Here is a 23,056-nt window from a genome sequence, read left to right as displayed (position 1 = left end):
TGTTAATTTATGGAAATTTCAGGCGGATTTACAATGCGTATTAGTGACTTAAATCTTGATTTTAGTAAACTTGAACAAAATATAGGAATATGTCCCACGAAAATCATTAAAAAGGGTCAGCTAATTGGTAAATTGAAAAATATAGAGGCTCCATATGATATTTGGTCATATGAAAGGAAAATAACTAATGAAGATGTATTTGCAGAGTTAACAAATTTATTAAATGATTTGTTTCCCTATTTTGACTATATTAGAGAAATTAGAAATGTTTATGAAGTCACATTAAATTGTTATCTAAGGTCTGATTACGCGCAAATGGGTTTGGAGATTACAAGTGATGTGATAACTCTTATAGAGAAGTTTGGCTTGGGTATAAGTTTTCATATTTTATCTTTCGGTGGAGTGGAAGATGAATAGGAGCCAATGGTTTTGTGATGACACTTGTTTTTTTCAAAAATACTAGTTCTTGGACATAAAAATCCGCTGACCCCAAAAAATTAACGTAACAGAAAAGAGGAAAATTCAATGCTATTTAGTACCAAACAATTTAAAACTATTTTTCTATCAGCTTTCGTATTATTCGCCGTACTAGCCATTACTCAGCCCACTACTACTTATGCCGCTGACGCATCTACAGTCGGAGTGGTAAACTATCAGCAATTAATTAATCAGCATCCTGATATGGCTCAAGCGAATGAAACCTACAAAGCAGCAGTCAAACAAGCACAGGACGATTTTAATACCAAATCAGCCAACATGAATGATCAGGATAAAAAAGCTTTATCCCAACAGTTACAACAGGGACTCCAACAAAAACAACAGGAATTAATAAACGCTATTCGAGATAAAGTAAATGCTGCAATCAAGGCGGTAGCTGAGGACAAAGGATTAACTGTTGTTATGGATAAAAGCGTTATCGCTTATGGTGGACAAGATATAACAGATGACGTATTGAAGAAGATTACGGGTAAATAAGTTAAGTTAAAAAAAAAGATGTCAGCGGACGTAAAAAATCCGCTGACATCTTTTTTCATCTTAGTGTCTTCTAGTAGCACCTAGACGGGGGGACTGTGGTAGTGTCTTGAATGAAATTAAAGAATATGAAGTCAAACAGCCTAGTGGAGATTTTATGCTAGGAATGATAGCAAGAGAACAATATGTAGATTTGGGAATGAGTCAATGTACAATGCTCGGCTCTTTTTGGCCAGTGTTACCAGAGCCTGTGAAATTTTTTCTGTAAAAAGGAATTCTATTATAATTATTAGAGCAGATGGAGACTTATGAGTGAGTGCCAATATCCTTGTCAATATCCGATTGTGTTTCCAATGAAATTTCGGTACGATATAGTCATAGACAAATTTGAATTTGTAACTAGGGAGAATGCAAAATGAATTTTAAATTAGTACCTGTATGCGAAGATGATATTAGTACCTATAAAAAAGATATGCAAGAAGCATTTCAAATGGGAGTTGAAAAAGAATTTAATGATTTGAATGTGGAAATATTGACAGAAGAGGATATAAATAAGTCCCTTTCTGCAAAAGGTGCAATTGCATATAAAGCAGTTATTGATGATGAAATGGTTGGGGGAGCAATCGTTGTAATAGATGAATCCACACAACATAATCATCTTGATTTTTTGTATGTAAAAAATGGTGTACAAAGTAAAGGGGTCGGACAAGAGATTTGGAACGCAATAGAAAAACTGCATCCAGATACAAGGGTGTGGGAAACGATAACCCCATATTTTGAAAAGAGAAATATTCACTTTTATATCAATCGCTGTGGATTTTCTGCTGTAGAGTTTTTTAATCCACATCATAAAGACTTAGCAATACCTGATGATATGGTGGGAGGGGATTACTTCTTTCGATTTGAAAAAGAAATGAAATAGGAAAATTCCGATTTGTAAGGAAGTTTGCACACGTTTATATAGTTGTCAGGAACAATAGTTCCTGGCAACTTTTTCTTTTTTTATCCAAGTCGACCATGAAACATAATCGCTCATTCACAGTCCATTTCTGAGACTGTAACTAATTATGTGTAAATAGAATAGATGAGCTATTCCTCCTGGATTGATGTTAGAATAAATATGAATTCAGGAGGATTTTATTATGGCTAGACAAAGAAAACTTTCCCCAGAACGTAAAGAATTTCTTCAGAAACTGCTGAGTGCATATCAACCGGAAGATGCGCAGGACGTTCAGAATATGATCAAGGATCATCACCTCGGAGATACGCTGCAAACCATGCTGGAAACTGAGATGGATGAGCATCTTGGCTACTCCAAGTATGATTATAAAAACAAGGATACGGATGACAGCCGGAACGGTTATAGCAAGAAAATCGTGACATCCTCGATGGGGAATATTCCTCTCGACATTCCTCGTGACCGGAAGGGTGAATTCCATCCACAGGCTGTGAAGAAGAATCAGACGGATGTTTCCAATATCGAAGACCAAGTACTGTCCATGTATGCCAAGGGGATGACCACCAGGGATATCACTGCTCACCTTAAAGAAATCTATGGCGTGGATGCTTCTGCTGAAATGATTTCCCGCATGACAGACCGTATTCTCCCAATTGCTAAAGAATGGCAGAACAGGCCGCTGGCCAAGAAATACGCTATTGTCTTGATGGATGCTGTCCATTTTCATGTCAGACAGGATGCTCAGGTTGTAAAGAAAGCGGTATATGTCGCCATTGGAACCCGTTTGGATGGTTAAAGTATGAACGTACTGAAAAACGTAATGGCTACCGTTCAGGTCATTACACTCGCCAACTACAAACGACTTCCGGTGAAGTGACTTTAAAAGTGCCTAAATTAAAAGGCGTTCCTTTTGAAACAGCCATTATTGAGCGTTATCGTCGCCGTGAATGCAGTGTTGAGGAAGCGCTGATTGAAATGTATCTGGCCGGTGTTTCCGTTCGACGTGTCGAAGACATTACGGAAGTATTATGGGGCTCAAAAGTATCGTCAGGCACAATTAGCAATTTGAATAAAAAGGCGTATGTCCATATTGAAGAGTGGCGCAACCGTGAATTAAAAAGTGATAAATATCCTTATGTTTTTGTTGACGGCATTTACCTAAAACGTAGTTGGGGTGGTGAATTTGAGAATGTAGCCATTCTTATCGCCATAGCTGTGAATCAAGACGGATACCGTGAAGTCATCGGTGCAACTGAAGGGATGAAGGAAGACAAAGAAAGCTGGAAAAGTTTCTTCCAATCACTCCGTAAATTCATCTGGGTAATTTTAACAGATGACAGTTACAAATGAAATTGCGAAAGATTATTGACAGTACCAAAGGAACAAAAAAAGTGCTAAGGATAGAAGCTATACAACACAACAGAAGGGTAGTGTTGTATAGCTTCTGTTATTTTATAGTAGTTAACGCGTTTATGTGTAGTGGCACGCAACTTGCATTACATATAATCAGTTGCAGAAAAAGATCAGAGGTGGAGATAATGAAAGAAAAGATTGTTATTGGTTCCAGAGCGCGGTCACGGGCGCCCGAGATGACAAAGCTGCTAGAAGAGCGAGGTTATGAGCTTGTACTTAACCTGTTTGACAGAACGTTGACAGAAGACGAGCTTATAGAGCGCATAAAAGGGGCCAGCGGTATGGTGGCTGGTAGTGATAAAGTGACGAAGCGTGTACTTAAAGCTGGCGCTCCAACCCTGAAGGTGGTTGCCAAGCAGGGAGTCGGTTATAACACAATTGATGTTGAGACTGCAAAAAAACTGGGAATTGCCGTTACGATTACGCCGGGAGCAAACAGTAGGTCAGTTGCAGATTTGACGTTGGGGCTGATATTATCGGCAGCAAGGAATATTCCGACGATGGATCGAGCCATTCGCGGCGGTTCATGGTATCGTCATACAGGCAGCGAACTTGGCGGCAAGATGCTTGGCATTGTCGGTATGGGCAATATCGGCGGTGAAGTAGCAAAGCGGGCACATGCTTTTGGCATGAAGATTCTCGCATATGATGTTTATCCGCGACAGGATTTTGTTGATTTGTATGATGTGCATTATACCGATCTCGATGAACTTTTCCGTCAAGCAGACTTTGTTTCACTGCACGCGCCGGCAATTCCCTCAACCATAGGTATGGTCGACAGTAAACGGCTGCAGACCATGAAGCCTACGGCCTTTCTTATCAATGCAGCACGTGGCGAACTTGTCGTGGAGGCCGATCTGTGTGAAGCGCTGAAGAATCAGGTTATTGCCGGAGCGGCTCTGGATGTATATTCACAGGAACCGCCACAGAAATCAGCATTAATGGATTTAGAAAACATTACTTTTACCGCACATGCAGGAGCGTATACCAAGGAAGCAATTGTCGGAGCCGGTGTAATGGCGGCGGAAGAGATTATCCGTGTTTTGTCTGGTCAACAAGCGAAATTCAATGTAGCAAAATAAAAGGAGTGGTAAAAATGAGAACAAAATTTGAAAATTTGAAAATCATTATGGAAAGCGGTATGGTACTCATCATACGTACAGATTCAGAAGAAGAGGCTAAAAAGGTTGCAGAAGCGGCTGTAGAAGGTGGCGTCAAAGCACTCGAAATTACCATGAGCTGTGACAATGCAATGGGTGTTATTTCTTATTTAGCTAAAAAATATAAAGATCAGGATATTGTTATCGGCGCGGGAACCATTTTGGATGCCGAGACAGCAAATAACGTGATGTTGGCAGGAGCCAGATTGTTGGTCAGTCCAAACCTAAATCCTAATATGCTTGAGATGGCAAATCGTTATCAGGCTGTTACTATTTCCGGGGCATTGACGCCGACGGAAATTTTGAATACCGTAAATAAGGGCGCCGATTTGGTAAAATTGTTCCCGGCAGAGTTTATGGGACCTAAATACGTAAAAGCAGTAAGAGCTCCATTGCCGCAGGCGGCCATTGTGCCGACAGGCGGAGTAAATCCAGGGAATGTAAAAGAATGGTTTGATGCGGGGTGCGCTGCTTTGGGTGTTGGTAGCTACATTTCTAAAGCGCATAAAAAAGACGGTGATTATACGAAGGTTACGTCTGCCGCACAGGATTTTGTAAAAGCCATTGCTGCGGCAAGAGCATAAAAAGATGGGAGGTAGAGTGCAGTGAGTAAGCAGGAAGGCAAGGTGCCGGGAATTATAATTGTTACGCATGGCGACTTTGGCAGAGAAATTATTAAGAGTGCGGAAATGATTATCGGGGTGCAGGAAAATGTAAGGGCCGTGTCTTTGCTTCCCGGAGTTGATTTAGCAGAGTTCTTACAGGAAGTAAAGTCTGTTTTGCAAGAGATGCCGGACAATTCACTCCTGATGTGCGATTTATTTGGTGGAACACCATCCAATGTTTCGGCAGCGTTATTGACGGAGATGAAGGTTAATGCGGTAACAGGTCTGAATCTTAGCATGCTGATAGAAGCCTGCACTTCACGGGGATTTATGCAAGGACAGGAGTTAGCCGGGGCAGTGGTTTCCGCCGGAAAAATAGGGTGCAAAAACATTTCTGAAGAAATGAATCATGTTGATCATAGGAAACTAAAGGAGGAATAGGCATGGCAAAAGTTTCTTTGATTCGAGTCGATTATCGCTTGATTCACGGACAGGTTGTGGCGCGCTGGCTGAAGGAGACGCAAGCAACAAAAATCATTATTGTAAATGATGTGCTGGCCAAAGACAAAACCATGGGCAACATCTATCGGATGGCGACTCCGGCAGGTGTGCGCTGTGCTATCGTAAGTGTAGGGCATTTTGTTTCTTCCTGGAAAGAAACACATTTGGGCGAAGGTAATGCAATAGTTTTGTTTAAAGACATTTCAACAACGTATCGGGCCTGGAAAGAAGGCTTTGCAATTTCCGATCTGCAGATCGGGGGATTAGGTGCAGGTCCGGGGCGAAAAAATGTTTATCAGAATATTACGTTGGACAAAGAAGATTTTGATATGCTGCAGGATATGACAGCGGCGATGCGCATCTTTTTTCAAGCGACACCGGAGGATGGGAAAAAGGATTATGCGGCAGTAGCGGCGACAATCAGTTTTTGATAAAGACCGTTTAAGAAAAGGAGGAGAAAAGACATGATAGAAGCAGTACTGGTCGCATTATTAGGGTGGTTCCAAAGCTCTTCTATGCCGCTAGCTTGGTGGTTGGCCAGAGAGCCAATTATGGCGGGCTTTTGGGTTGGCCTGATCTACGGAAAACCAGTAGAAGGTATTATCATCGGTGCAGCAATCAATGTGGCTTTTTTGGGATGGAATAGTACCGGGGGGGCAAATCCGTCAGACTTATATTCAGCAGGTCTCCTCGGAACGGCAATCGCAATTCAGGGCAATGTGACGACAGAGCAGGCTGTTGTTATTGCCATATCTTTGGGTGTAATTGGCAATTATGCATGGATTCTCTTTATGTCACTCAACTCTGTTATTCCATCCTTTCAGGATAAATGTGCTGAACGAGGGGACATAAAGCAACTAATATTCTTGCAAATTGTACCCTCGCAGTTGGTGGTTATTTTAGTCAGAGCAATTCCGGCGTTCTTAGCAGCTTATTATGGACCGCCGATTATCGAAAGCCTGTTGGCTGCAATCCCAGTATGGGGTGTTGCAGGCTTTAATGCGGTAGGCAAAGTGCTTCCGGCGCTTGGTATAGCGATGCTTTTAAAATACATGGGCAGAAAAGATTTGTTGGTGTTTTTTGCTGTAGGGTTTGCTGTTAGTGCCTTTACGGGAATGAACAACCTTCTGTTCGCTGCTATTTTGGGGGCGGCTATGGGCTATGTTTATATTTCGCTTCAGCCCAAAGAAGTAACTGCCGGAGGAGCGGTTCCAATTCAGGAACCATCAAAAGAAGCATCTTTATATGAAGGTGAGGATGAAATATGATGGAAAATACGGAAAATAGTACCGTCGGCTTGTCTAAACTGGATTTGGAACTTGCAATACTCCGCTGGTGGTTTTTTAGCCATATGGCCTATAATTATCAGCGTATGCAGGCCGGCGGTTTTGCTGTTATGATGGGACCGCTTCTGAAAAAGTTGTATCCGCATCAGCCTGAAAAAGTTGTCGCCGGTTTAAAGAGACATATGATGTTCTTTAATACAGAACCGCGCTGGGGATCTGTCATTCATGGAATTATCATTGCCTTGGAAGAACAGAGAGCAAAGGGCAAAGATATTGATGATGCCACCATTGTTGATTTAAAATCCTCGCTGATGGGGCCGCTGGCAGGCATTGGCGATACTATCTCCGGCGGGCTTTATAAGCCTTGTGTTTTGGGAATTTGTCTTGGCTGGGCGGCTACCGGCAGTATCATGGGGCCACTTGTATTTGCTGTTTGTATGCTGGGGTATGATTTGCTGGTAACGCATTTGGCGATTAGGAAAGGCTATACTCTTGGGACATCTGCAGTTACTTCTGTTCTGGAAGGTGGACTATTTAAAAAATTAACGACCTTTTTCTCAATTATGGGGCTGTTTGTTCTGGGTATTATGGTATGCAAGTTTATTACCATAGATTTTACGTGGATTTCTGTTTTGGCGGGAAATAAGGTTGTCCTGAAAGATTTGATGGATAAAATTGTTCCGAAAACATTGCCGCTCCTGATTACGCTTGTAAGCTGGCAGGCGATTATGCGCGGCGTAAAGGTGGTCTATGTGCTTTTAGCATTGTTTGCCTTTGCTTTAGTAGGCGGTGCACTTGGCATAATTGGTTAAATAGCCACACGTATATGTAGAAACAGCTGTGTCATGGGGGGCGTGAGAGGCCCCCACTTATCATATGATCGAAAAGTAAAGTGTGTACGCCGCCTAAAACACTTTTCCAATATATAGTGCCGTAATTTTCAGGGGATACTTAAAGGAAAAGTATTTTTTTATAAGAATAAGATAGAATGTTAGCTTAATATGCTTGAATAAGGGGAAAATCTATGGCGAGAATTGACAGAGTGATAGAATTTCTTGAACAACAATTAAAAAAAGGTATGGGCGGAATCAGTGCGCAGCAGGTTGCGCTCGAACTGGGAATTCATCGCAGTGACGCTTCTGCCGATTTGAATCGGTTGTTTAAGCAGCATATTGTGGATAAGCTGGGAACACGGCCCGTACTCTATCAACTGAAAAAGGAGCATGCGGCGCCATTCAATAAGGCGGTAGAGGCCGAACAGAAAAAGGCTGAGCCCCAAGACGCCTTTTTGGGGATTATTGGATTCGACGGCAGTATAAGGGCGCAGATTGAACTAGCAAAAGCAGCAATTATCTATCCTCCTCATGGTCTCCATACTTTGCTTTTTGGCGAAAGCGGTGTCGGTAAGAATCTCTTGGCTGAGTCTATGTGGAATTATGCGAAGGGATACTGGCAGGAAAAATCCTTGGGCGAGATTCCTTTCATTCAGTTTAGCTGTGCGGATTATGCGGCGAATGAGCAGCTGTTATTGGCACAGCTGTTTGGCTATGTAAAAGGGGCTTTTACTGGGGCTAATGAAGAGCACGAGGGTGTTGTAGATCGTGCACAGGGTGGAATTTTATTTTTGGATGAAATTCATCGTCTGCCTCCCTCTGGACAGGAACTCTTATTCATGCTTATCGATAAAGGAGTATATCGCCGTTTGGGTGAGACAAATAAAACTCGTCAATCGAATATGATGATTATTGGCGCCACATCGGAAGATGTTTCTAGCAATCTTCTTATGACGTTTCGCCGGCGTATTCCGGTGCAAATTACTTTGCCAAGGATAAGTGAACGTCCGATTCACGAGCGTGTAAATATCATTGTACACTTTGTGCGGCAGGAAGCTGCGCGTCTTGGCGTACCCATTTGGATTTCTGGAAAAGCATTGGATATTTTTGCAAATTATAACTGTCCGGCAAATATCGGCGAACTTAGAAATGATGTTCTCCTCTGTTGTGCGAAGAGTTATCTGGAATTTTCTGCTGGAAGAGTTGATTGCCTAAAACTGGATACCGGGAATATTCCAGAACGTATTTTTTCCTTGGTAAAGCGTCATACGGTTTTAGATGAAAAGATTAATAATTTTTTCAGAGATGGAATATTAATTCAAGCAGATACTAAACTCCTGATGATGACAGAGGATCATCTCCAGGGGTTCCATATTGATTTTTATAAATATATTGATCGGAAAATTGCCCAGTATCGCCAGCAAGGTGTAGCCCAAAAAGATATGGCGGAAAAAGTCGGTAGTGATTTGGAAAAATACTTTTTCTCGGTCGCGCAGGTTTTGAGAAAAAATGAAACTTCAGATATACCGGCAAGCATTATTGAAGAAATTGTCTGGGAGACGGCTAATGAGCTTTTAAAAACAGCGGCAGAGCAATTTGGCCGTACCTATGGTCGCAATACGTTGTTGGCTTTGGCGTGGCACATGCAGCAGTTTAAAGAACGAGTTGCCTCAGGACGTATTATCTATAATCCTAATTTAGAGCATATAAGGTCAGCTCATAGGGAATTTTTTGCGCTGGTTGAGGAATACAAAGGAAAGATTTCAACACGGCTTGAGGTTGACGTGTCGGATGATGAAATTGGATTTATAGTGATGTTTTTGATCCATGGTGCAGAAGAATATGCGAAAGCACATGTCGGCCTTGTTATTGTGGCACATGGCAGAGGTATTGCCTACAACATGGCAGAAGTTACCAATAACCTTTTGGGAACAGATTGCATAAAAGCATACGACATTCCACTGAGTCGCAGCAATGTGCAGACGATTGAGGATCTCCGCAAAGTGATACAAGAGGCGGACGAAGGACTTGGCGTTGTTTTGCTGGTAGATATGGGTTTTTTGGTGACTATGGAAGATACTCTTTGCCAGAAAACGGGTGTGCAGGTAAGAATCATTCCCAATGTTACGACTGCACTAGCGCTAGAAGCTGGCAGACGGTTGTTTACAACTGCAGAAAGTTTGGATGTATCGGTGAAAGCTATCTATGATGCCTATGATGAATATGTTATGACGATTAGGCAACGATATGAAACCAATGAATTGCAGCCCAAAGAAAAGCAAGCACAGAAAAATATACTTCTAGTTTGCGCTACCGGACAGGGGGTAGCTAATAAGATAAAAGAAATTCTACTGGCAGAAATTCCAGGGATAGAAAATGCCCGATTTATTATGGTTGGCGCTGTAGATGATATTAAACAAGTTGTAGCTGATTCGGGGAATCTTGATTTTATCATCGGCAGTATAAATCCTCATGTTGATCATGTACCATTCGTCCCCGTCAGTGAACTTTTTGAACATGGCGGCATAGACAGAATAAAGGAATTGCTTCAGAAAAAATATGGGGTGGAAAACATATCCCAGGATTTAAAAGTAAGAAAGTATAGAGATACCTATAAGCTTTTGGAAACGCAGCTTAATAAATTTGTAAAGGCTCTGTCGATTGAGCAAGTGGCGAGCTGTTGTATGGAGCTGGTGGATGCGGTGTCTGAACATTTTTTTGCAGGGGAAATGGAAGAAGATTGCGTTGTTCGGACTTATCTTCATGCTGCTTGCATGTTTGATCGGATTCATGCAAAGGAAGCGCTGCAAGAACCTCAATGGAGCTTAAAGATACAGCAGGAACGGGAAAAAGATTTTAAATGCCTGAAGCAGATTGTTTCGGTTTGCGGAGCAAAATTATCATTGCAGATTCCGACGGGTGAGATCTGTTACTTTTTAGGCAGTCTGCCTGTACTAGATAAAGATAGATGAACGGAGTCGAAGAAATGAAAATTGATGCAGCTGTTGTTGCATGGGGAATTAAAAAGTATTTAAAATAGCCAAAAGAAAGTTCACCGACCAGTTTAAGCAACAGGGGTTAAGTTGCTTAATAGCGGAAAACCGCGTGCCGAAACAATAAGTTAGGTAGTACGGATTTACAAAAAATATGGACAAAACGGACAAGTACCACCATAGATAAAAATGTTACCATCTATGGCGGTCAGGATATCAGATGATGTATTGAAAAAATAACGGGTAATTAAAACAGTCATAGGTTAACGGACAATCAATCATTCGTTAACCTATGACTGTTTTCATGCCTGTTCGGCGCCATAAAAAACAAGTGGAGAAAATCGTTTTTGCGATTTTTTTCCACTTGTTTTTTCTTATCTTCCTTTACACCAAAGGATAGCAAGTATGACTGTTTAAGAAAAATTTATAGTAGACTCAGAGCTTTATTAAAAAACTGCTACTTTTTTGGATCAAGTTTTTTAATGCCATGTTTGTAAAGAACAAATTCCTTAGCCAGCTCTATTTCTTTTCTGATATTTTCCGGCAAGTTGTCCAGCTCATTCTCGTTATGATGAGCTGTAGTTAAATCAGATTCGTAAGTGAAAAAATCTGCGAGAGAAATATCTAAACCTTTACATATCTTTTCAATAGTTGAAACTTTGGGACTTACATTTTTGCCTTTAACAATGTCTGCTAAAGTTGACTGTGTCATATCAGATAAAGCAGCTAACTTGTTTACACTTATATCTTTTTGATCACATAATTGCAAAATCCTATCAGCAATTTTCAACAAAAGCACATCCTTTTTTTTAACGATATTCCGTTAAAATTATAACATGAATTTATTTTAAAACTATAACGTAGACACGTTGACAGTTAAACGTAAATACGTTATTATTTATATAAGAGGTGGAATTAATGGGCGATAGACAAAAAATAAAATTTGCACAGATCATCAAAAAGATAAGAGCTAGTAAAAAAATATCACAGACTGAGTTGAGCAAGAAAACTGGATTTCCTCAAACGACAATTAGTGATTGGGAAAATGATAAATATCTCCCTGATGTTATGGAGGCACAGAAACTTGCTGCAGTTTTAGGAGTAACGCTTTCAGATTTGTTAAATGAAAAATTCAGTTTCCCAAAACATAAAGCAAGCTAAGGAGGTGATGAATTATTCCGAATCGGCAATTCTGCAAAAGCAAGGAGGTGCAGCGATACATAGTCATCCTATACCTATAGTATATCCAAAAGAAAATAGCAAATAAAGTGATTATAAGGGTAAGCATAAGGCTGCCCGTAAATGAATGGAGGTATGCAAGAATGTCAAAAGTTGTTCTGATTGTTGGTGGAGGGAGAAGTCTGGGGGAATATTTAAGTAAGCATATGGCTAAGGAAGGCTATGAAGTAGCTGTTGCCGATCTCATCTATGAAAATGCGCAAAAGGTTGCAGATGAAATTAATGCCGCTGGCGGCAAGGGGATGGCCGTGGGGGTGAACGCCTGCGTGGAGTCGGAGGTGCAAGCCATGGTACAAAAAGTTGTCGATGAATGCGGCGGAATCGACCTATTGATCTACAACGCCGGATTTGCCAGAAGCAGTAAGATTACGGAATTCGAATTGAAAGCATTTAATTCTATGGTGGAAGTCAATCTCAAGGGCTATTTTCTCTGCGCCAGAGAGGTAGCGAAAGTGATGGTTGAAAAGAACAGTCAAGGCTCCATCATTGTCATAAATTCTAAATCCGGGAAGGTTGGCAGTAAATATAACTGTGGCTATTCTGCTTCCAAGTTTGCAGCAGCGGGTTTAACCCAAAGCCTGGCGCTGGATTTAGCGGAACATCACATTCGCGTAAATTCCATGATGCTTGGCAATCTGCTTGATTCGGATATGTTCGAAAGTTTAATCCCCCAATATGCAGTGAAGCTGGGCGTGCCGGAATCAGCAGTGAAGCAGGTATATATTGATAAAGTACCTTTAAAAAGAGGCTGTACTTTTCAGGATGTGGCCAATGTCGTTACTTTTTATGCCTCGGAGAAAGCCAGTTATTTAACGGGGCAATCGGTAAACATAACGGGTGGACAAGTCATGCATTAAGAGCTTCGGCGGGAGGTCTGCAGGATGGCGTATATTTTGACGGCTGTCGGAGTTTGGTTCTTGCAAGGGGTCTTTGGACTCTGGCAAATCCGCCATTTTAATAAAGGCTTCAAACGGCTAAGAAAAGAAGGGCGTGTGGTTGTCGGAAAGTCCAAAGGGCGAACCCGCGCAGGGGTGGTAGTGCTGTTTTGCCTGAATCAAGAGGGTCAGATCATTCGGGGTGAAAAGCTGGAAGGGGTTTCAAGTTTGGCCCGGCTACGGCCTTTCCCTACTTTCAATAATCGAAATCTTCTGGAACTTGTTCCGAGTGCTTGCGATGGGTTAGATAAGGGGACAACGAAAGCTGTACTCAATGCGGTGGAAAATTACCAAGGGTTTATGGCGGCAGGTAGAGCCGTAACCCTATGAATAAAAAAATAGGAAAGTGAGGACATTCTATGGATTCTCTGATCTTTTTGGCAAAAGGGTTTATCGGTATGTTTAATGAAGGCGGCAAAACGTTTGTGGGAATGGTTACGGGGATTGTACCGACACTGATTACCTTGCTGGTGGCAATGAATGCCTTAATTCGCTTTGTCGGTCAAGAGCGCATTGAAAAGCTGGCGCATTTGTGTGCCGGGAATCCGATTGCCAGGTATTTGATTTTGCCTGTAGTTGGAACCTTCTTCTTTTGTAATCCCATGACCCTATCTTTGGGAAAATTCATGCCGGAAAAATATAAACCCAGTTATTATGCGGCAAGTTCCTTTTCCTGTCATACTTTGAATGGCTTGTTTCCCCATGTAAATCCTGGTGAACTGTTTGTCTTTCTCGGCATTGCGGCGGGAATTACTCAACTGGGTTTATCCACTGTGGATTTGGCTGTGCGCTATTTTTTGGTTGGCGTTGTAACCAATTTTTTTCGCGGCTGGATCACGGATTATACTACTGCTTATGTGGAAAAACAGCAGGGTATTACGCTGAGAGACGTAGTTACTACGGTTCAACCCGGCAGTAATGGTTAGGAGGGATGGAAAATGAATAAATATCAATCCGTTATAGTAACGGCTGGAAAAGGCGGTTTTGGCGATCCCTTAGTACTCACACCGAGTGACACGAAAAATAAGGTTGTTAATATTACTGGCGGTGTCCTGTCACCTGTTGCGCAGAAAATTGCGGAGTTAAGTGGCGGCATTTTAGTTGATGGTTTCAAAACCAAAGTACCTGATAATGAAATCCTCTGTGTGGTGATTGATTGCGGCGGTACTTTGCGCTGCGGCATCTACCCGCAAAAAAGAATACCGACAATTAATCTGCTGCCTTCAGGTCCTAGCGGCCCATTAGCAGAATATATTACGCCTGATATCTATGTATCAGATGTGAAGGAAGCCAATGTAAAGGTATATGAAGAAGCAATGACAACCGTTGAGGGTAAAGTCTGCGAAGAAGAGGATAAGGCGAAACAGCCCAAGTATGACACGCATAAAAAGATCAGTGAACAAACGACTGCAGGCGTGATGGCTAACGTTGGGAAAGCCATGGGTTCTATAACTGGAACCTTGTATCAAGCCGGTCGGGATACTATTACTACCATCATAAAAACCATACTGCCTTTTATGGCCTTTGTCTGCATGCTCATCGGTATTGTATTAAGCACAGGTATTGGCGATGCCTTTGCCAAACTTTTAACGCCCTTAGCCGGAAACATCCAAGGACTGCTGTTATTATCCGCTCTATGTTCCTTCCCGTTTTTATCGCCCTTCTTGGGACCCGGTGCCGTGATTGCGCAGGTTATTGGGGTGTTGGTGGGGGTCGAAATCGGCAAAGGCAGCATTCCACCCTATCTAGCACTGCCAGCGCTCTTTGCCATCAACTCTCAAGCCGCTTGCGACTTCATCCCCGTTGGACTGGGTTTGGCAGAAGCGGAAGCCGAAACAGTAGAAGTTGGCGTTCCTTCTATCCTGTATTCCCGGTTTATAACTGGACCGACAACGGTGGCTATTGCCTGGTTGGCCAGCTTTGGATTATACGGAAAATAGTATGACAAACGGCAAGAAAAGCACTGAGGTATGGGAGGGGATTGGATGACATGTATTTATCAGACGCGGGTTACGAATCTGGGGAAAATGGTAACGAATTTTTTGGTAGAAAAAATGATCATTCTATTTAAGGATAACGCCCCGGAGGATCTAGCGGATTATTGCGTTCTGCATAGTGAAAATCAAGTTTTTGATGTAATTCAGGAACAGGATGTGCTTGTGCTTGGTGATGCTGAATACAAGATTTTGTGTGTCGGCGAGGAAGTGCAAAGCAATTTGCAAAATTTGGGACATATCACGCTGCGATTTGTTGGTAGTAGAACCGAGGGATTGGGTGGTAGTTTATATTTGGAGGATAAGGCGGTTCCTACAATTCATAGGGGCGACAGGATCGCAATCTATCGGAAATAGGAAGGTGAAAAAGTGAAAATCTTACTGGATACAGCGGAAGTAGACTATATTAAGAGGATGCAGCGGGCATATCCTATCGATGGAATTACGACAAATCCAACGCTGTTAGTAAAAGCCCAGCGGCAGGGTTTGGATGTATTAAAAGAAATTTTAGCGGTGATCGGACCGGAAAAAATGCTGCATGTGCAGGTATTAAGCACCCATGCTCATGAAATGATTGGGGAAGCGGAATATCTAGCCAATACCTTAGCTGGCAATGTTTATATTAAAATTCCGGTAATTGCGGAAGGGTTTGCAGCCATAACATCGCTGCATGAGCGAGGAATAAAAGTCACCGCAACTGCTGTTTTTACTGCGCAGCAGGCTCTCATGGCGGCCAAGGCCGGGGCTGATTTTGTGGCTCCTTACGTAAATCGGTTGGATGCGATTGCGGGCGATGGCGTGAAATTGGTGGCAGATATTGTCCATATATTTACTACTTATCGGCTAAAGACGGAGGTGTTAGCCGCTAGTTTTAAAAATGTCGGACAAGTGCATCATGTTTGTCTGGCTGGCGCTCATGCTGCAACCATCAGTAAAGAGGTGTTTCAGAGTCTCACTTATCATCCGTTAACCGATTGGAGTGTGGAGCAATTTATTGCCGATTGGGAAAAGTTTTATGGGAAAGGAGTGGGAATGAGAGGGATAATACATTAAGCGTGGTCTAAACAAAAACTCCTGCTAAATTTGGCAGGAGTTTCTGTTTAGACCACACTTAGTTCATTTATATGAAATTAAATTTAAAATATCTAAAAAAATTGTACTTTATTTAAACTTCGGTGTATACTACAACTAAGCAAAATGGATGAAATTTAACAGGATAAGGATGAGCATTTAGCGATGGAAAATGAAATTGGTAAAAAAGTAAAAGAACTGAGAACACATAAAAAATTAACGCTGAAGGATTTGAGCGAGTTAACGACTTTATCCACGGGTTTTTTATCCCAGTTAGAACGGGGCTTAACCAATATTGCCACAGATTCTTTGCAAAAGATTGCACAAGCTTTTGATGTGGAACTGGCCTACTTTTTTCCCAGTCCCAATAAGAATCGAAAATGTGTTCTTCGCAGCTATGAGAAAGAAGTATTTCAAGTTGTGAATTCACGCTTTATTCATTATCACTTAACAAATGACTTTCCAGAACGAGCTTTGTTACCGCGATTGATTGAATTGCTACCGATTAATAGTCAGGAAGATATTAGTCCTTATGCGCATGAGGGCGAAGAATTCATTTATGTTTTAGAAGGAACGGTGACACTGTTTATTAATCATGAGCAAGTAGAGCTTTTTCCGGGCGATAGCGCGCATTATGCTTCAACAACTCTTCATAACTGGGCTAACTACACCAATAAGATGGTTCGCATGCTTGTTGTCAGTTCACCCAATCCGTTTACAGAATAAGGGGAAGCGATGATCGAGAGAGGGGAAGCACTGTGTGCAGGATGGCCCAGGCAGAGGAGCTACCGCATTATAAAATGGAATTTAAAAAAGATGACTCTTGTACAATACAAGAATCATCTTTTGTTTGTATAGACACCCTTATTTAAATTGTCCTTGATATAGGGACCATTTCATAGTGCGACAGCCCCTTTTCTTTCGTACAATGGACGGTGTATATCTAATGTATTCTGGGGCGGGAAAATTGTTTTAAAAAGCACATTCATCATGCTGGTGATGGGAGTCAACATCTACGGTGAGACCGATTGCTTCAGCATATTTGAGGAAGGTTTCTACAGAAGCAATTACTACCCGCGCCTCAATAGCTAATAGTTCAATCCCAACGAGTGAAACACGAGCCCAGGCGTCTATCACGATCCCTTTATCCAAGATGCGATCAACGACTTCAACCAGGCTGGAGGATGCCATTGCTGTTCTAACTGCCATTTTTTCACCTCCTCGTATAATAATGTCATGCCGAATTTACCACTAAAGACGGCATGCGGTTGTTGTCCCATTATGCATATGGGATAATAAACTCAGTACACCCTGAATATGTCGCGTTCACCTTGGCCATTTGGACTGCAGCTAACCGTGCAACCTTTGCGGATCTTATTTTGTCGGAGTACTATCAATCTTTACGCAGTAGAGGTAAGCATTATTTATAGCTGATCTTTAGTATTAGTAGGATAGCAAGGTATGTGATGACATCATATTAGGTAACTTTCATTGTATTATATGCATGCGGGGGGAAAATGTCTTTACTACCGCTAAAGGCATTTCTGAAATTTGTAGTATCTTCATAATTGGAAATGCGGACTTTGATAGTAGACAGGATTAACATTTTACAAAAATTCTTGCAATGCCAAGGCAATTTACCTTTACAGGCTCACATTCACAACATTCAATGGCGAATTTTTTTAAACAATTACTGGAAAATAGTTTTGACTGGCCGGGAAAAACATTATCAGTTATAGGGGGTTTGCAGCCGGATTCTGCAATCAGAACTTTCATGATACAACGGCCCTTGTTGTTTATCCATATAAAAACATCTACATCATCTGTGGCTTGCCAATATACTCTAGGGTGACTATCACAAGGTTGATCAATTGCTATTGGCGGTAATTCAAAGAAGCATGAATCACCTGTTTGGGGATGGGGGTGGGAATAAATGGACGGTTTACCGTATCCTGCTTCGGTACGATCAGATGGAGAAATATCAAAATTAGCTTTTTTTTCAGTTTCAGACATATATATACCTCCTAAAATTAATATGAGAGTCTTTGTTCCGGGTGTTTTGTGGTAGTCGGTGTCTCTTTTACATTAAAAAAATCTTCCTACAAGCAGCAGGAAGGAGAATTACCAATGAATATAGATTATATTCCCTATTAAAAATTTAGATCAATAATTCATAGAGATATTTTCGAGTACATCGGCGTCGTTCTAGTTCTTGGACTTTGAGATTTTCGATAAAGTCAGTCAGGAATTTACGCTGCCCTGGTATAAATTCCTGGCGTTCTGCTTGAAATGAATCTAATAAGTTAGCTGTTTCCTGACGCTCATTATTAACGAAGGCCATTATTTTTCCACGTAAAGCGTGACTTGTCTCAGCACGCGCAGTTTGAGATTGTTCAAGGAAATGGTGTATTAGTGCTTTTCTTTCTGTAATTTCTTCTAATGCCTGCTGTTTTCGAACAATCTCTGCCGCATAACATTCTTGCTGAAATTTGCTGAGTTTTTCAGCTTGTTCATGACTCATGTACTGAAAGTGTTCAGTACAATCATTGAGAAATTTTTTTACGATTGGGACTATAGTTTGGCGTTCGGTTATTCGGTTTTGTCTATCAATTACGGCTTGTTGCCTTCTTTGAGCTTCATTCTCAAGACGACATTTCCTGCTACCCATAAAATTCACCACCTTTCTTGTTAACTCCCTTTTTTGTGGAGGGAGTTAATAAGGTTTTTCTGTATTCAAGCTAAGAACGATTGCATCATTATATTTGCAGGAAGGTTTCTACAGTATAGGCTGATATCACAGAGCCAGGTGCAATTCATTGCATCTGGCATTGTGTGAAGAGCGCTAAAAGCGGCTTTCAATCTTTGCTGTACTGTAAGCAACCTGTGGTACGATTAATGAAACATTAGGATATCGAAATTCAAAGCATTCTGGAACGGGAAGAGTTGTTTTAAAAAGCACATTCATCATGTTGGTACTGGGAGCATTCATCATGCTGGTGATGGAAGTCAACATCTACGGTAAGACCGATTGCTTCAGCATATTTAAGGAAGGTTTCTACAGAAGCAATTACTACCCGTGCCTCAATAGCTAATAGTTCAATCCCAACGAGTGAAACACGAGCCCAGGCGTCTATCACGATTCCTTTATCCAGGATGCGGTCAACGACTTCAACCAGGCTGGAGGAGGCCATTGCAGTTCTAACGGCCATTTTTTCATCTCCTTTGATATCTTAAGACAGCTAATAGGCTTATATTACATCGTCAACTGTGATTTGATTACATCTGGCGATTGCCTCAATGTAGTAAGAAAACTGTCTTTTGGTGTGACTTGCTGTAGTATATGCGTGCGGGGAAAAATATGCAAGTTATCCATGTGATAATTTTTCTTTTTAGTGAGTTTTCTTATTTACCAAAAAAAGACTATTGTGACACACCCAATAGTCTTTTCGTGGTAAAACCCTACCAGTGAATATCTAAAGAAAATCAGTTTTACTTCAATTAGATGTTTTAAAAAGCACATTCATCATGTTGGTACTGGGAGCATTCATCATGCTGGTGATGGAAGTCAACATCTACGGTAAGACCGATTGCTTCAGCATATTTGAGGAAGGTTTCTACGGAAGCAATTACTACCCGCGCCTCAATAGCTAATAGTTCAATCCCAACGAGTGAAACACGAGCCCAGGCGTCTATCACGATTCCTTTATCCAGGATGCGATCAACGACTTCAACTAGGCTGGAGGATGCCATTGCTGTTCTAACGGCCATTTTTTTCATCTCCTTTAATCTAGGTAAAATGACGAGGTATGATGGTGCTATATTACGGTAACTAGCACTATATTATATGCCAGAGGAGCGCAAAGTGTCTTTATTACCGGCAAATATAATGATTGGAATGTTAGTAGCAGTGGAAGGTCTTGCTACAAAGTTTGGCAATATTCGGGAAGGTGATAATGGCTTAGTAATTAGTTCTTTATAGCCAATTTTATATAATTTGTAAAATTATTGAAGTTATTCGACAATATGAAAAACTGAAACAAGCACAACCATGTGGTTGCGCTTGTTTCAGGACTGATATAGGCATGGATTTTTAGGCTTTATCGGACTCGGTTCTGCAAGGTTCTATTTCTTCGATGGTCAGAGATACAAGTCCGACGGCGGCTGTTGTAGTTCCGGCCACGGCGGCAGCAGTACTTAGCGGTGCTTGCAAAGTGATATTGGTCGCACGCAGTTCAAATGTGGAACATGGATTTCCAACACAAGAACAAAGCGAGCCGGGACCTAAAATTTGCATTGCAGCAATCTCGTAAGTTGAGACGGCAGTAGCGAAGGTGCCGATGCCGATCAGGGTACCTGTTTGGCCTGCTGTTTGGGTTACGATTTCAATGGGAGTGCCGTCTCTTAATATTTGAAATTGTACCTGAGCAAATCCAGGCGCGGTAAGCACAATCGGGGTGGCAAGCGGCGTAAAAGTGGCGCCCCAGTTGATTACGGCCCGTACCAGATAGGCGGCATGGTGTACAGGTATGGCAAGGGTGGCTAATGACACCGTACTAGCAGCTGGCAAATTGATAGGGAAGGGCGGAGATATGATAGTATTGGCTTGATAATTAAATACTCTTTCAATACCTTTTAAAATAGGCATAAAAATCCTCCTTTTTGAAAAATATTTAGAGAAAACTCTATGAGTTAGAGAAAACTCTATTACATTGTATGCCGTATAATGGTAATGATGAATATTATTCAAAGTTATTTTTAGCCAAAGTGATGTGTAGAAAATAGGTTGATATCATAGCGCCAGATATAATTTAAATACAATCTGGCGCTATGACCAACGGAGTGAAGAACACTCCAAAAGCACTTCCATTCCTTACTGTAGGCAGCTAAAACTTAATTGTATGTACGGTGCGTGGGAACTATTAAGGTATTGAAATTCAAAGTATTATGGAACGGGAAGAGTTGTTTTAAAAAGCACATTCATCATGCTGGTGATGGGAGTGAACATCTTCAACCAGGCTGGCGGATGCCATTGCATTTGTTACGCGAAAGCCATATGGTTTCAACCTGCTTAACCGAATGTATGCAACAATGGATGGCTGATAGTTTTTATGACGGATGCATTAATCCAAATGAGCCTACCAATTTGGTAGGCTTATTTGTTATATCCTTTTTTACTTTCTTCGAGAAGCTTTCAGGGCAGCCCTTTTCTTTCGTATAGCGGACGGTGCATATTTAATGTATTCTGGAACGGGAAAACTATTTTAAAAAGCACATTCATCATGCTGGTGGTGGGAGTCAACATCTACGGTAAGACCGATTGCTTCAGCATATTTGAGGAAGGTTTCTACGGAAGCAATTACTACCCGCGCCTCAATAGCTAATAGTTCAATCCCAACAAGTGAAACACGAGCCCATGCGTCTATCACGATTCCTTTATCCAGGATGCGGTCAACGACTTCAACCAGGCTGGAGGATGCCATTGCTGTTCTAACTGCCATTTTTTCACCTCCTTTAGTATTAGTAGGAGCAAGGTATATGACGACATCATATTAGGTAACTTTCATTGTATTATATGCATGCGGGGGGAAAATGTCTTTACTACCGCTAAGGGCATTTCTGAAATTTGTAGTATCGTCATAATTGGAAATGCGGACTTTGATAGTAGACAGGATTAACATTTTACAAAAATTCTTGCAATGCCAAGGCAATTTACATTTACAGGCTCACATTCACAACATTCAATGGCGAATTTTTTTAAACAATTACTGGAAAATAGTTTTGACTGGCCGGGAAAAACATTATCAGTTATAGGGGGTTTGCAGCCGGATTCTGCAATCAGAACTTTCATGATACAACGGCCCTTGTTGTTTATCCATATAAAAACATCTACATCATCTGTGGCTTGCCAATATACTCTAGGGTGACTATCACAAGGTTGATCAATTGCTATTGGCGGTAATTCAAAGAAGCATGAATCACCTGTTTGGGGATGGGGGTGGGAATAAATGGACGGTTTACCGTATCCTGCTTCGGTACGATCAGATGGAGAAATATCAAAATTAGCTTTTTTTTCAGTTTCAGACATATATATACCTCCTAAAATTAATATGAGAGTCTTTGTTCCGGGTGTTTTGTGGTAGTCTGTGTCTCTTTTACATTAAAAAAATCTTCCTACAAGCAGCAGGAAGGAGAATTACCAATGAATATAGATTATATTCCCTATTAAAAATTTAGATCAATAATTCATAGAGATATTTTCGAGTACATCGGCGTCGTTCTAGTTCTTGGACTTTGAGATTTTCGATAAAGTCAGTCAGGAATTTACGCTGCCCTGGTATAAATTCCTGGCGTTCTGCTTGAAATGAATCTAATAAGTTAGCTGTTTCCTGACGCTCATTATTAACGAAGGCCATTATTTTTCCACGTAAAGCGTGACTTGTCTCAGCACGCGCAGTTTGAGATTGTTCAAGAAAATGGTGTATTAGTGTTTTTCTTTCTGTAATTTCTTCTAATGCCTGCTGTTTTCGAACAATCTCTGCCGCATAACATTCTTGCTGAAATTTGCTGAGTTTTTCAGCTTGTTCATGACTCATGTACTGAAAGTGTTCAGTACAATCATTGAGAAATTTTTTTACGATTGGGACTATAGTTTGGCGTTCGGTTATTCGGTTTTGTCTATCAATTACGGCTTGTTGCCTTCTTTGAGCTTCATTCTCAAGACGACATTTCCTGCTACCCATAAAATTCACCACCTTTCTTGTTAACTCCCTTCTTTGTGGAGGGAGTTAACAAGGTTTTTTTCTGTCACGCTAAGTACGATTGCTTCATTATACTTGCAGGAAGGGTTCTACAGTATAGGCTGATATCACAGAGCCAGGTGTAATTTACTGGCGTTGTGTGAATAGCGCTAAAAGTGGTTTTTAATCTTTGCTGTACTGTAAGCAGCCTGTGGTACGATTAATGAATATTAGGATATCGAAATTCAAAGCATTATGGAACGGGAAGAGTTGTTTTAAAAAGCACATTCATCATGCTGGTGATGGAAGTCAACATCTACGGTAAGACCGATTGCTTCAGCATATTTGAGGAAGGTTTC

30 protein-coding genes and 1 pseudogene are annotated in these 23,056 nt (G+C 41.3%); 21 read left to right on the top strand and 10 right to left on the bottom strand.

From position 1 onward, the window contains the following. Positions 1–9 precede the first annotated feature (9 nt). The 13 genes and pseudogenes from Ga0466249_RS23875 (at position 10) to Ga0466249_RS23815 (ending at position 10,700) form a co-directional block, all read left to right on the top strand. Positions 10–417, top strand: a complete 408-nt coding sequence (locus Ga0466249_RS23875) for a DUF4279 domain-containing protein (RefSeq protein WP_215832005.1) — start codon at positions 10–12, stop codon at positions 415–417. Positions 418–525: 108 nt separating this feature from the next. Then, a complete protein-coding gene (locus Ga0466249_RS23870; protein WP_215832004.1) occupies positions 526–975 on the top strand; it encodes an OmpH/Skp family outer membrane protein in 450 nt (149 codons plus the stop codon). 106 nt (positions 976–1,081) lie between these two features. Next, complete coding sequence (locus Ga0466249_RS23865) at positions 1,082–1,240, top strand: hypothetical protein (protein WP_215832003.1); 159 nt, start codon at positions 1,082–1,084, stop codon at positions 1,238–1,240. A gap of 147 nt (positions 1,241–1,387) precedes the next feature. Further along, positions 1,388–1,894 (top strand): GNAT family N-acetyltransferase, encoded by a 507-nt coding sequence (locus Ga0466249_RS23860; RefSeq protein WP_215832002.1) that lies wholly within the window; start codon positions 1,388–1,390, stop codon positions 1,892–1,894. Positions 1,895–2,114: 220 nt separating this feature from the next. Continuing rightward, positions 2,115–2,726, top strand: coding sequence for an IS256 family transposase (locus tag Ga0466249_RS23855; protein WP_215832001.1), 612 nt, complete (start codon positions 2,115–2,117; stop codon positions 2,724–2,726). Next, positions 2,726–3,238 (top strand): annotated as a pseudogene (locus Ga0466249_RS23850) (IS256 family transposase); the annotation flags it as partial. The gene Ga0466249_RS23855 and the pseudogene Ga0466249_RS23850, both read left to right, overlap by 1 nt. Before the next feature lie 230 nt (positions 3,239–3,468). Continuing rightward, positions 3,469–4,425, top strand: a complete 957-nt coding sequence (locus Ga0466249_RS23845; protein ID WP_215832000.1) for a phosphoglycerate dehydrogenase — start codon at positions 3,469–3,471, stop codon at positions 4,423–4,425. Between the two features lie 14 nt (positions 4,426–4,439). After that, entirely contained in the window at positions 4,440–5,087 is a 648-nt protein-coding gene (locus Ga0466249_RS23840) for a bifunctional 4-hydroxy-2-oxoglutarate aldolase/2-dehydro-3-deoxy-phosphogluconate aldolase (protein WP_215831999.1), read from the top strand. Between the two features lie 21 nt (positions 5,088–5,108). Next, positions 5,109–5,549, top strand: a complete 441-nt coding sequence (locus tag Ga0466249_RS23835) for a PTS sugar transporter subunit IIA (protein ID WP_215831998.1) — start codon at positions 5,109–5,111, stop codon at positions 5,547–5,549. Positions 5,550–5,551: 2 nt separating this feature from the next. Then, the gene (locus tag Ga0466249_RS23830; protein WP_215831997.1) at positions 5,552–6,040 is read left to right on the top strand and encodes a PTS sugar transporter subunit IIB; all 489 of its coding nucleotides are present in this window, start codon (positions 5,552–5,554) and stop codon (positions 6,038–6,040) included. A gap of 33 nt (positions 6,041–6,073) precedes the next feature. After that, positions 6,074–6,877, top strand: a complete 804-nt coding sequence (locus Ga0466249_RS23825) for a PTS mannose/fructose/sorbose/N-acetylgalactosamine transporter subunit IIC (RefSeq protein ID WP_215831996.1) — start codon at positions 6,074–6,076, stop codon at positions 6,875–6,877. Beyond that, complete coding sequence (locus tag Ga0466249_RS23820) at positions 6,874–7,707, top strand: PTS system mannose/fructose/sorbose family transporter subunit IID (RefSeq protein ID WP_246589012.1); 834 nt, start codon at positions 6,874–6,876, stop codon at positions 7,705–7,707. Before Ga0466249_RS23825 ends, Ga0466249_RS23820 begins: the two co-directional genes overlap by 4 nt. 212 nt (positions 7,708–7,919) lie before the next feature. Next, positions 7,920–10,700, top strand: a complete 2,781-nt coding sequence (locus tag Ga0466249_RS23815) for a sigma-54-dependent transcriptional regulator (RefSeq protein WP_215831995.1) — start codon at positions 7,920–7,922, stop codon at positions 10,698–10,700. A gap of 478 nt (positions 10,701–11,178) precedes the next feature. Here the strand turns inward: Ga0466249_RS23815 and Ga0466249_RS23810 are convergent, their stop codons facing one another. Then, positions 11,179–11,511: a helix-turn-helix domain-containing protein gene (locus Ga0466249_RS23810; protein WP_215831994.1), complete on the bottom strand. Its 333-nt coding sequence runs from the start codon at positions 11,509–11,511 to the stop codon at positions 11,179–11,181. A 128-nt stretch (positions 11,512–11,639) separates the two neighbouring features. Here Ga0466249_RS23810 and Ga0466249_RS23805 point away from each other — a divergent pair, with 128 nt between their 5' ends. The 8 genes from Ga0466249_RS23805 to Ga0466249_RS23770 all read left to right on the top strand — a co-directional run bounded on the left by Ga0466249_RS23805 (position 11,640) and on the right by Ga0466249_RS23770 (position 16,686). Further along, entirely contained in the window at positions 11,640–11,882 is a 243-nt protein-coding gene (locus Ga0466249_RS23805; RefSeq protein ID WP_246589011.1) for a helix-turn-helix transcriptional regulator, read from the top strand. A 161-nt stretch (positions 11,883–12,043) separates the two neighbouring features. Then, entirely contained in the window at positions 12,044–12,817 is a 774-nt protein-coding gene (srlD, locus tag Ga0466249_RS23800) for a sorbitol-6-phosphate dehydrogenase (RefSeq protein ID WP_215831993.1), read from the top strand. Positions 12,818–12,841: 24 nt separating this feature from the next. Further along, positions 12,842–13,225: a transcriptional regulator GutM gene (locus Ga0466249_RS23795; RefSeq protein WP_215831992.1), complete on the top strand. Its 384-nt coding sequence runs from the start codon at positions 12,842–12,844 to the stop codon at positions 13,223–13,225. A 29-nt stretch (positions 13,226–13,254) separates the two neighbouring features. Continuing rightward, entirely contained in the window at positions 13,255–13,821 is a 567-nt protein-coding gene (gene srlA, locus Ga0466249_RS23790) for a PTS glucitol/sorbitol transporter subunit IIC (RefSeq protein WP_215831991.1), read from the top strand. A 12-nt stretch (positions 13,822–13,833) separates the two neighbouring features. Further along, complete coding sequence (gene srlE / locus Ga0466249_RS23785; protein ID WP_215831990.1) at positions 13,834–14,835, top strand: PTS glucitol/sorbitol transporter subunit IIB; 1,002 nt, start codon at positions 13,834–13,836, stop codon at positions 14,833–14,835. Between the two features lie 45 nt (positions 14,836–14,880). After that, on the top strand, positions 14,881–15,246 hold the full coding sequence (locus tag Ga0466249_RS23780) for a PTS glucitol/sorbitol transporter subunit IIA (protein WP_215831989.1): 366 nt from the start codon (positions 14,881–14,883) through the stop codon (positions 15,244–15,246). 12 nt (positions 15,247–15,258) lie between these two features. Next, positions 15,259–15,942 carry a transaldolase family protein gene (locus Ga0466249_RS23775; protein WP_215831988.1) on the top strand — a complete coding sequence of 228 codons (684 nt, stop codon included), beginning with the start codon at positions 15,259–15,261 and terminating at the stop codon, positions 15,940–15,942. 183 nt (positions 15,943–16,125) lie between these two features. Then, entirely contained in the window at positions 16,126–16,686 is a 561-nt protein-coding gene (locus Ga0466249_RS23770) for a helix-turn-helix domain-containing protein (RefSeq protein WP_215831987.1), read from the top strand. A 246-nt stretch (positions 16,687–16,932) separates the two neighbouring features. On the opposite strand, the gene gvpA (Ga0466249_RS23765) is transcribed toward Ga0466249_RS23770, so the two are convergent. From gvpA (Ga0466249_RS23765) to Ga0466249_RS23725, 9 genes are all read right to left on the bottom strand, one after another. Beyond that, positions 16,933–17,169, bottom strand: coding sequence for a gas vesicle structural protein GvpA (gene gvpA / locus Ga0466249_RS23765; protein WP_215831982.1), 237 nt, complete (start codon positions 17,167–17,169; stop codon positions 16,933–16,935). Between the two features lie 390 nt (positions 17,170–17,559). Further along, positions 17,560–17,973, bottom strand: a complete 414-nt coding sequence (locus Ga0466249_RS23760) for a hypothetical protein (protein ID WP_215831986.1) — start codon at positions 17,971–17,973, stop codon at positions 17,560–17,562. 145 nt (positions 17,974–18,118) lie between these two features. Next, positions 18,119–18,628 carry a hypothetical protein gene (locus Ga0466249_RS23755; RefSeq protein ID WP_215831985.1) on the bottom strand — a complete coding sequence of 170 codons (510 nt, stop codon included), beginning with the start codon at positions 18,626–18,628 and terminating at the stop codon, positions 18,119–18,121. A gap of 280 nt (positions 18,629–18,908) precedes the next feature. Then, entirely contained in the window at positions 18,909–19,169 is a 261-nt protein-coding gene (gene gvpA / locus Ga0466249_RS23750) for a gas vesicle structural protein GvpA (RefSeq protein WP_215831984.1), read from the bottom strand. Positions 19,170–19,467: 298 nt separating this feature from the next. After that, the gene (gene gvpA / locus Ga0466249_RS23745) at positions 19,468–19,728 is read right to left on the bottom strand and encodes a gas vesicle structural protein GvpA (RefSeq protein WP_215831984.1); all 261 of its coding nucleotides are present in this window, start codon (positions 19,726–19,728) and stop codon (positions 19,468–19,470) included. Positions 19,729–20,050: 322 nt separating this feature from the next. Further along, positions 20,051–20,605 (bottom strand): hypothetical protein, encoded by a 555-nt coding sequence (locus tag Ga0466249_RS23740; RefSeq protein WP_215831983.1) that lies wholly within the window; start codon positions 20,603–20,605, stop codon positions 20,051–20,053. A 616-nt stretch (positions 20,606–21,221) separates the two neighbouring features. After that, positions 21,222–21,458 carry a gas vesicle structural protein GvpA gene (gene gvpA / locus Ga0466249_RS23735; protein WP_215831982.1) on the bottom strand — a complete coding sequence of 79 codons (237 nt, stop codon included), beginning with the start codon at positions 21,456–21,458 and terminating at the stop codon, positions 21,222–21,224. A 173-nt stretch (positions 21,459–21,631) separates the two neighbouring features. After that, the gene (locus tag Ga0466249_RS23730; RefSeq protein ID WP_215831981.1) at positions 21,632–22,045 is read right to left on the bottom strand and encodes a hypothetical protein; all 414 of its coding nucleotides are present in this window, start codon (positions 22,043–22,045) and stop codon (positions 21,632–21,634) included. 145 nt (positions 22,046–22,190) lie between these two features. Then, positions 22,191–22,700 (bottom strand): hypothetical protein, encoded by a 510-nt coding sequence (locus tag Ga0466249_RS23725; RefSeq protein WP_215831980.1) that lies wholly within the window; start codon positions 22,698–22,700, stop codon positions 22,191–22,193. Between the last annotated feature and the right edge of the window lie 356 nt (positions 22,701–23,056).

The sequence above is a fragment of the Pelorhabdus rhamnosifermentans genome (assembly GCF_018835585.1).
GTDB classification, from domain to species: domain Bacteria; phylum Bacillota; class Negativicutes; order UMGS1260; family UMGS1260; genus Pelorhabdus; species Pelorhabdus rhamnosifermentans.
This window is presented reverse-complemented; position numbering and strand designations above follow the sequence as displayed.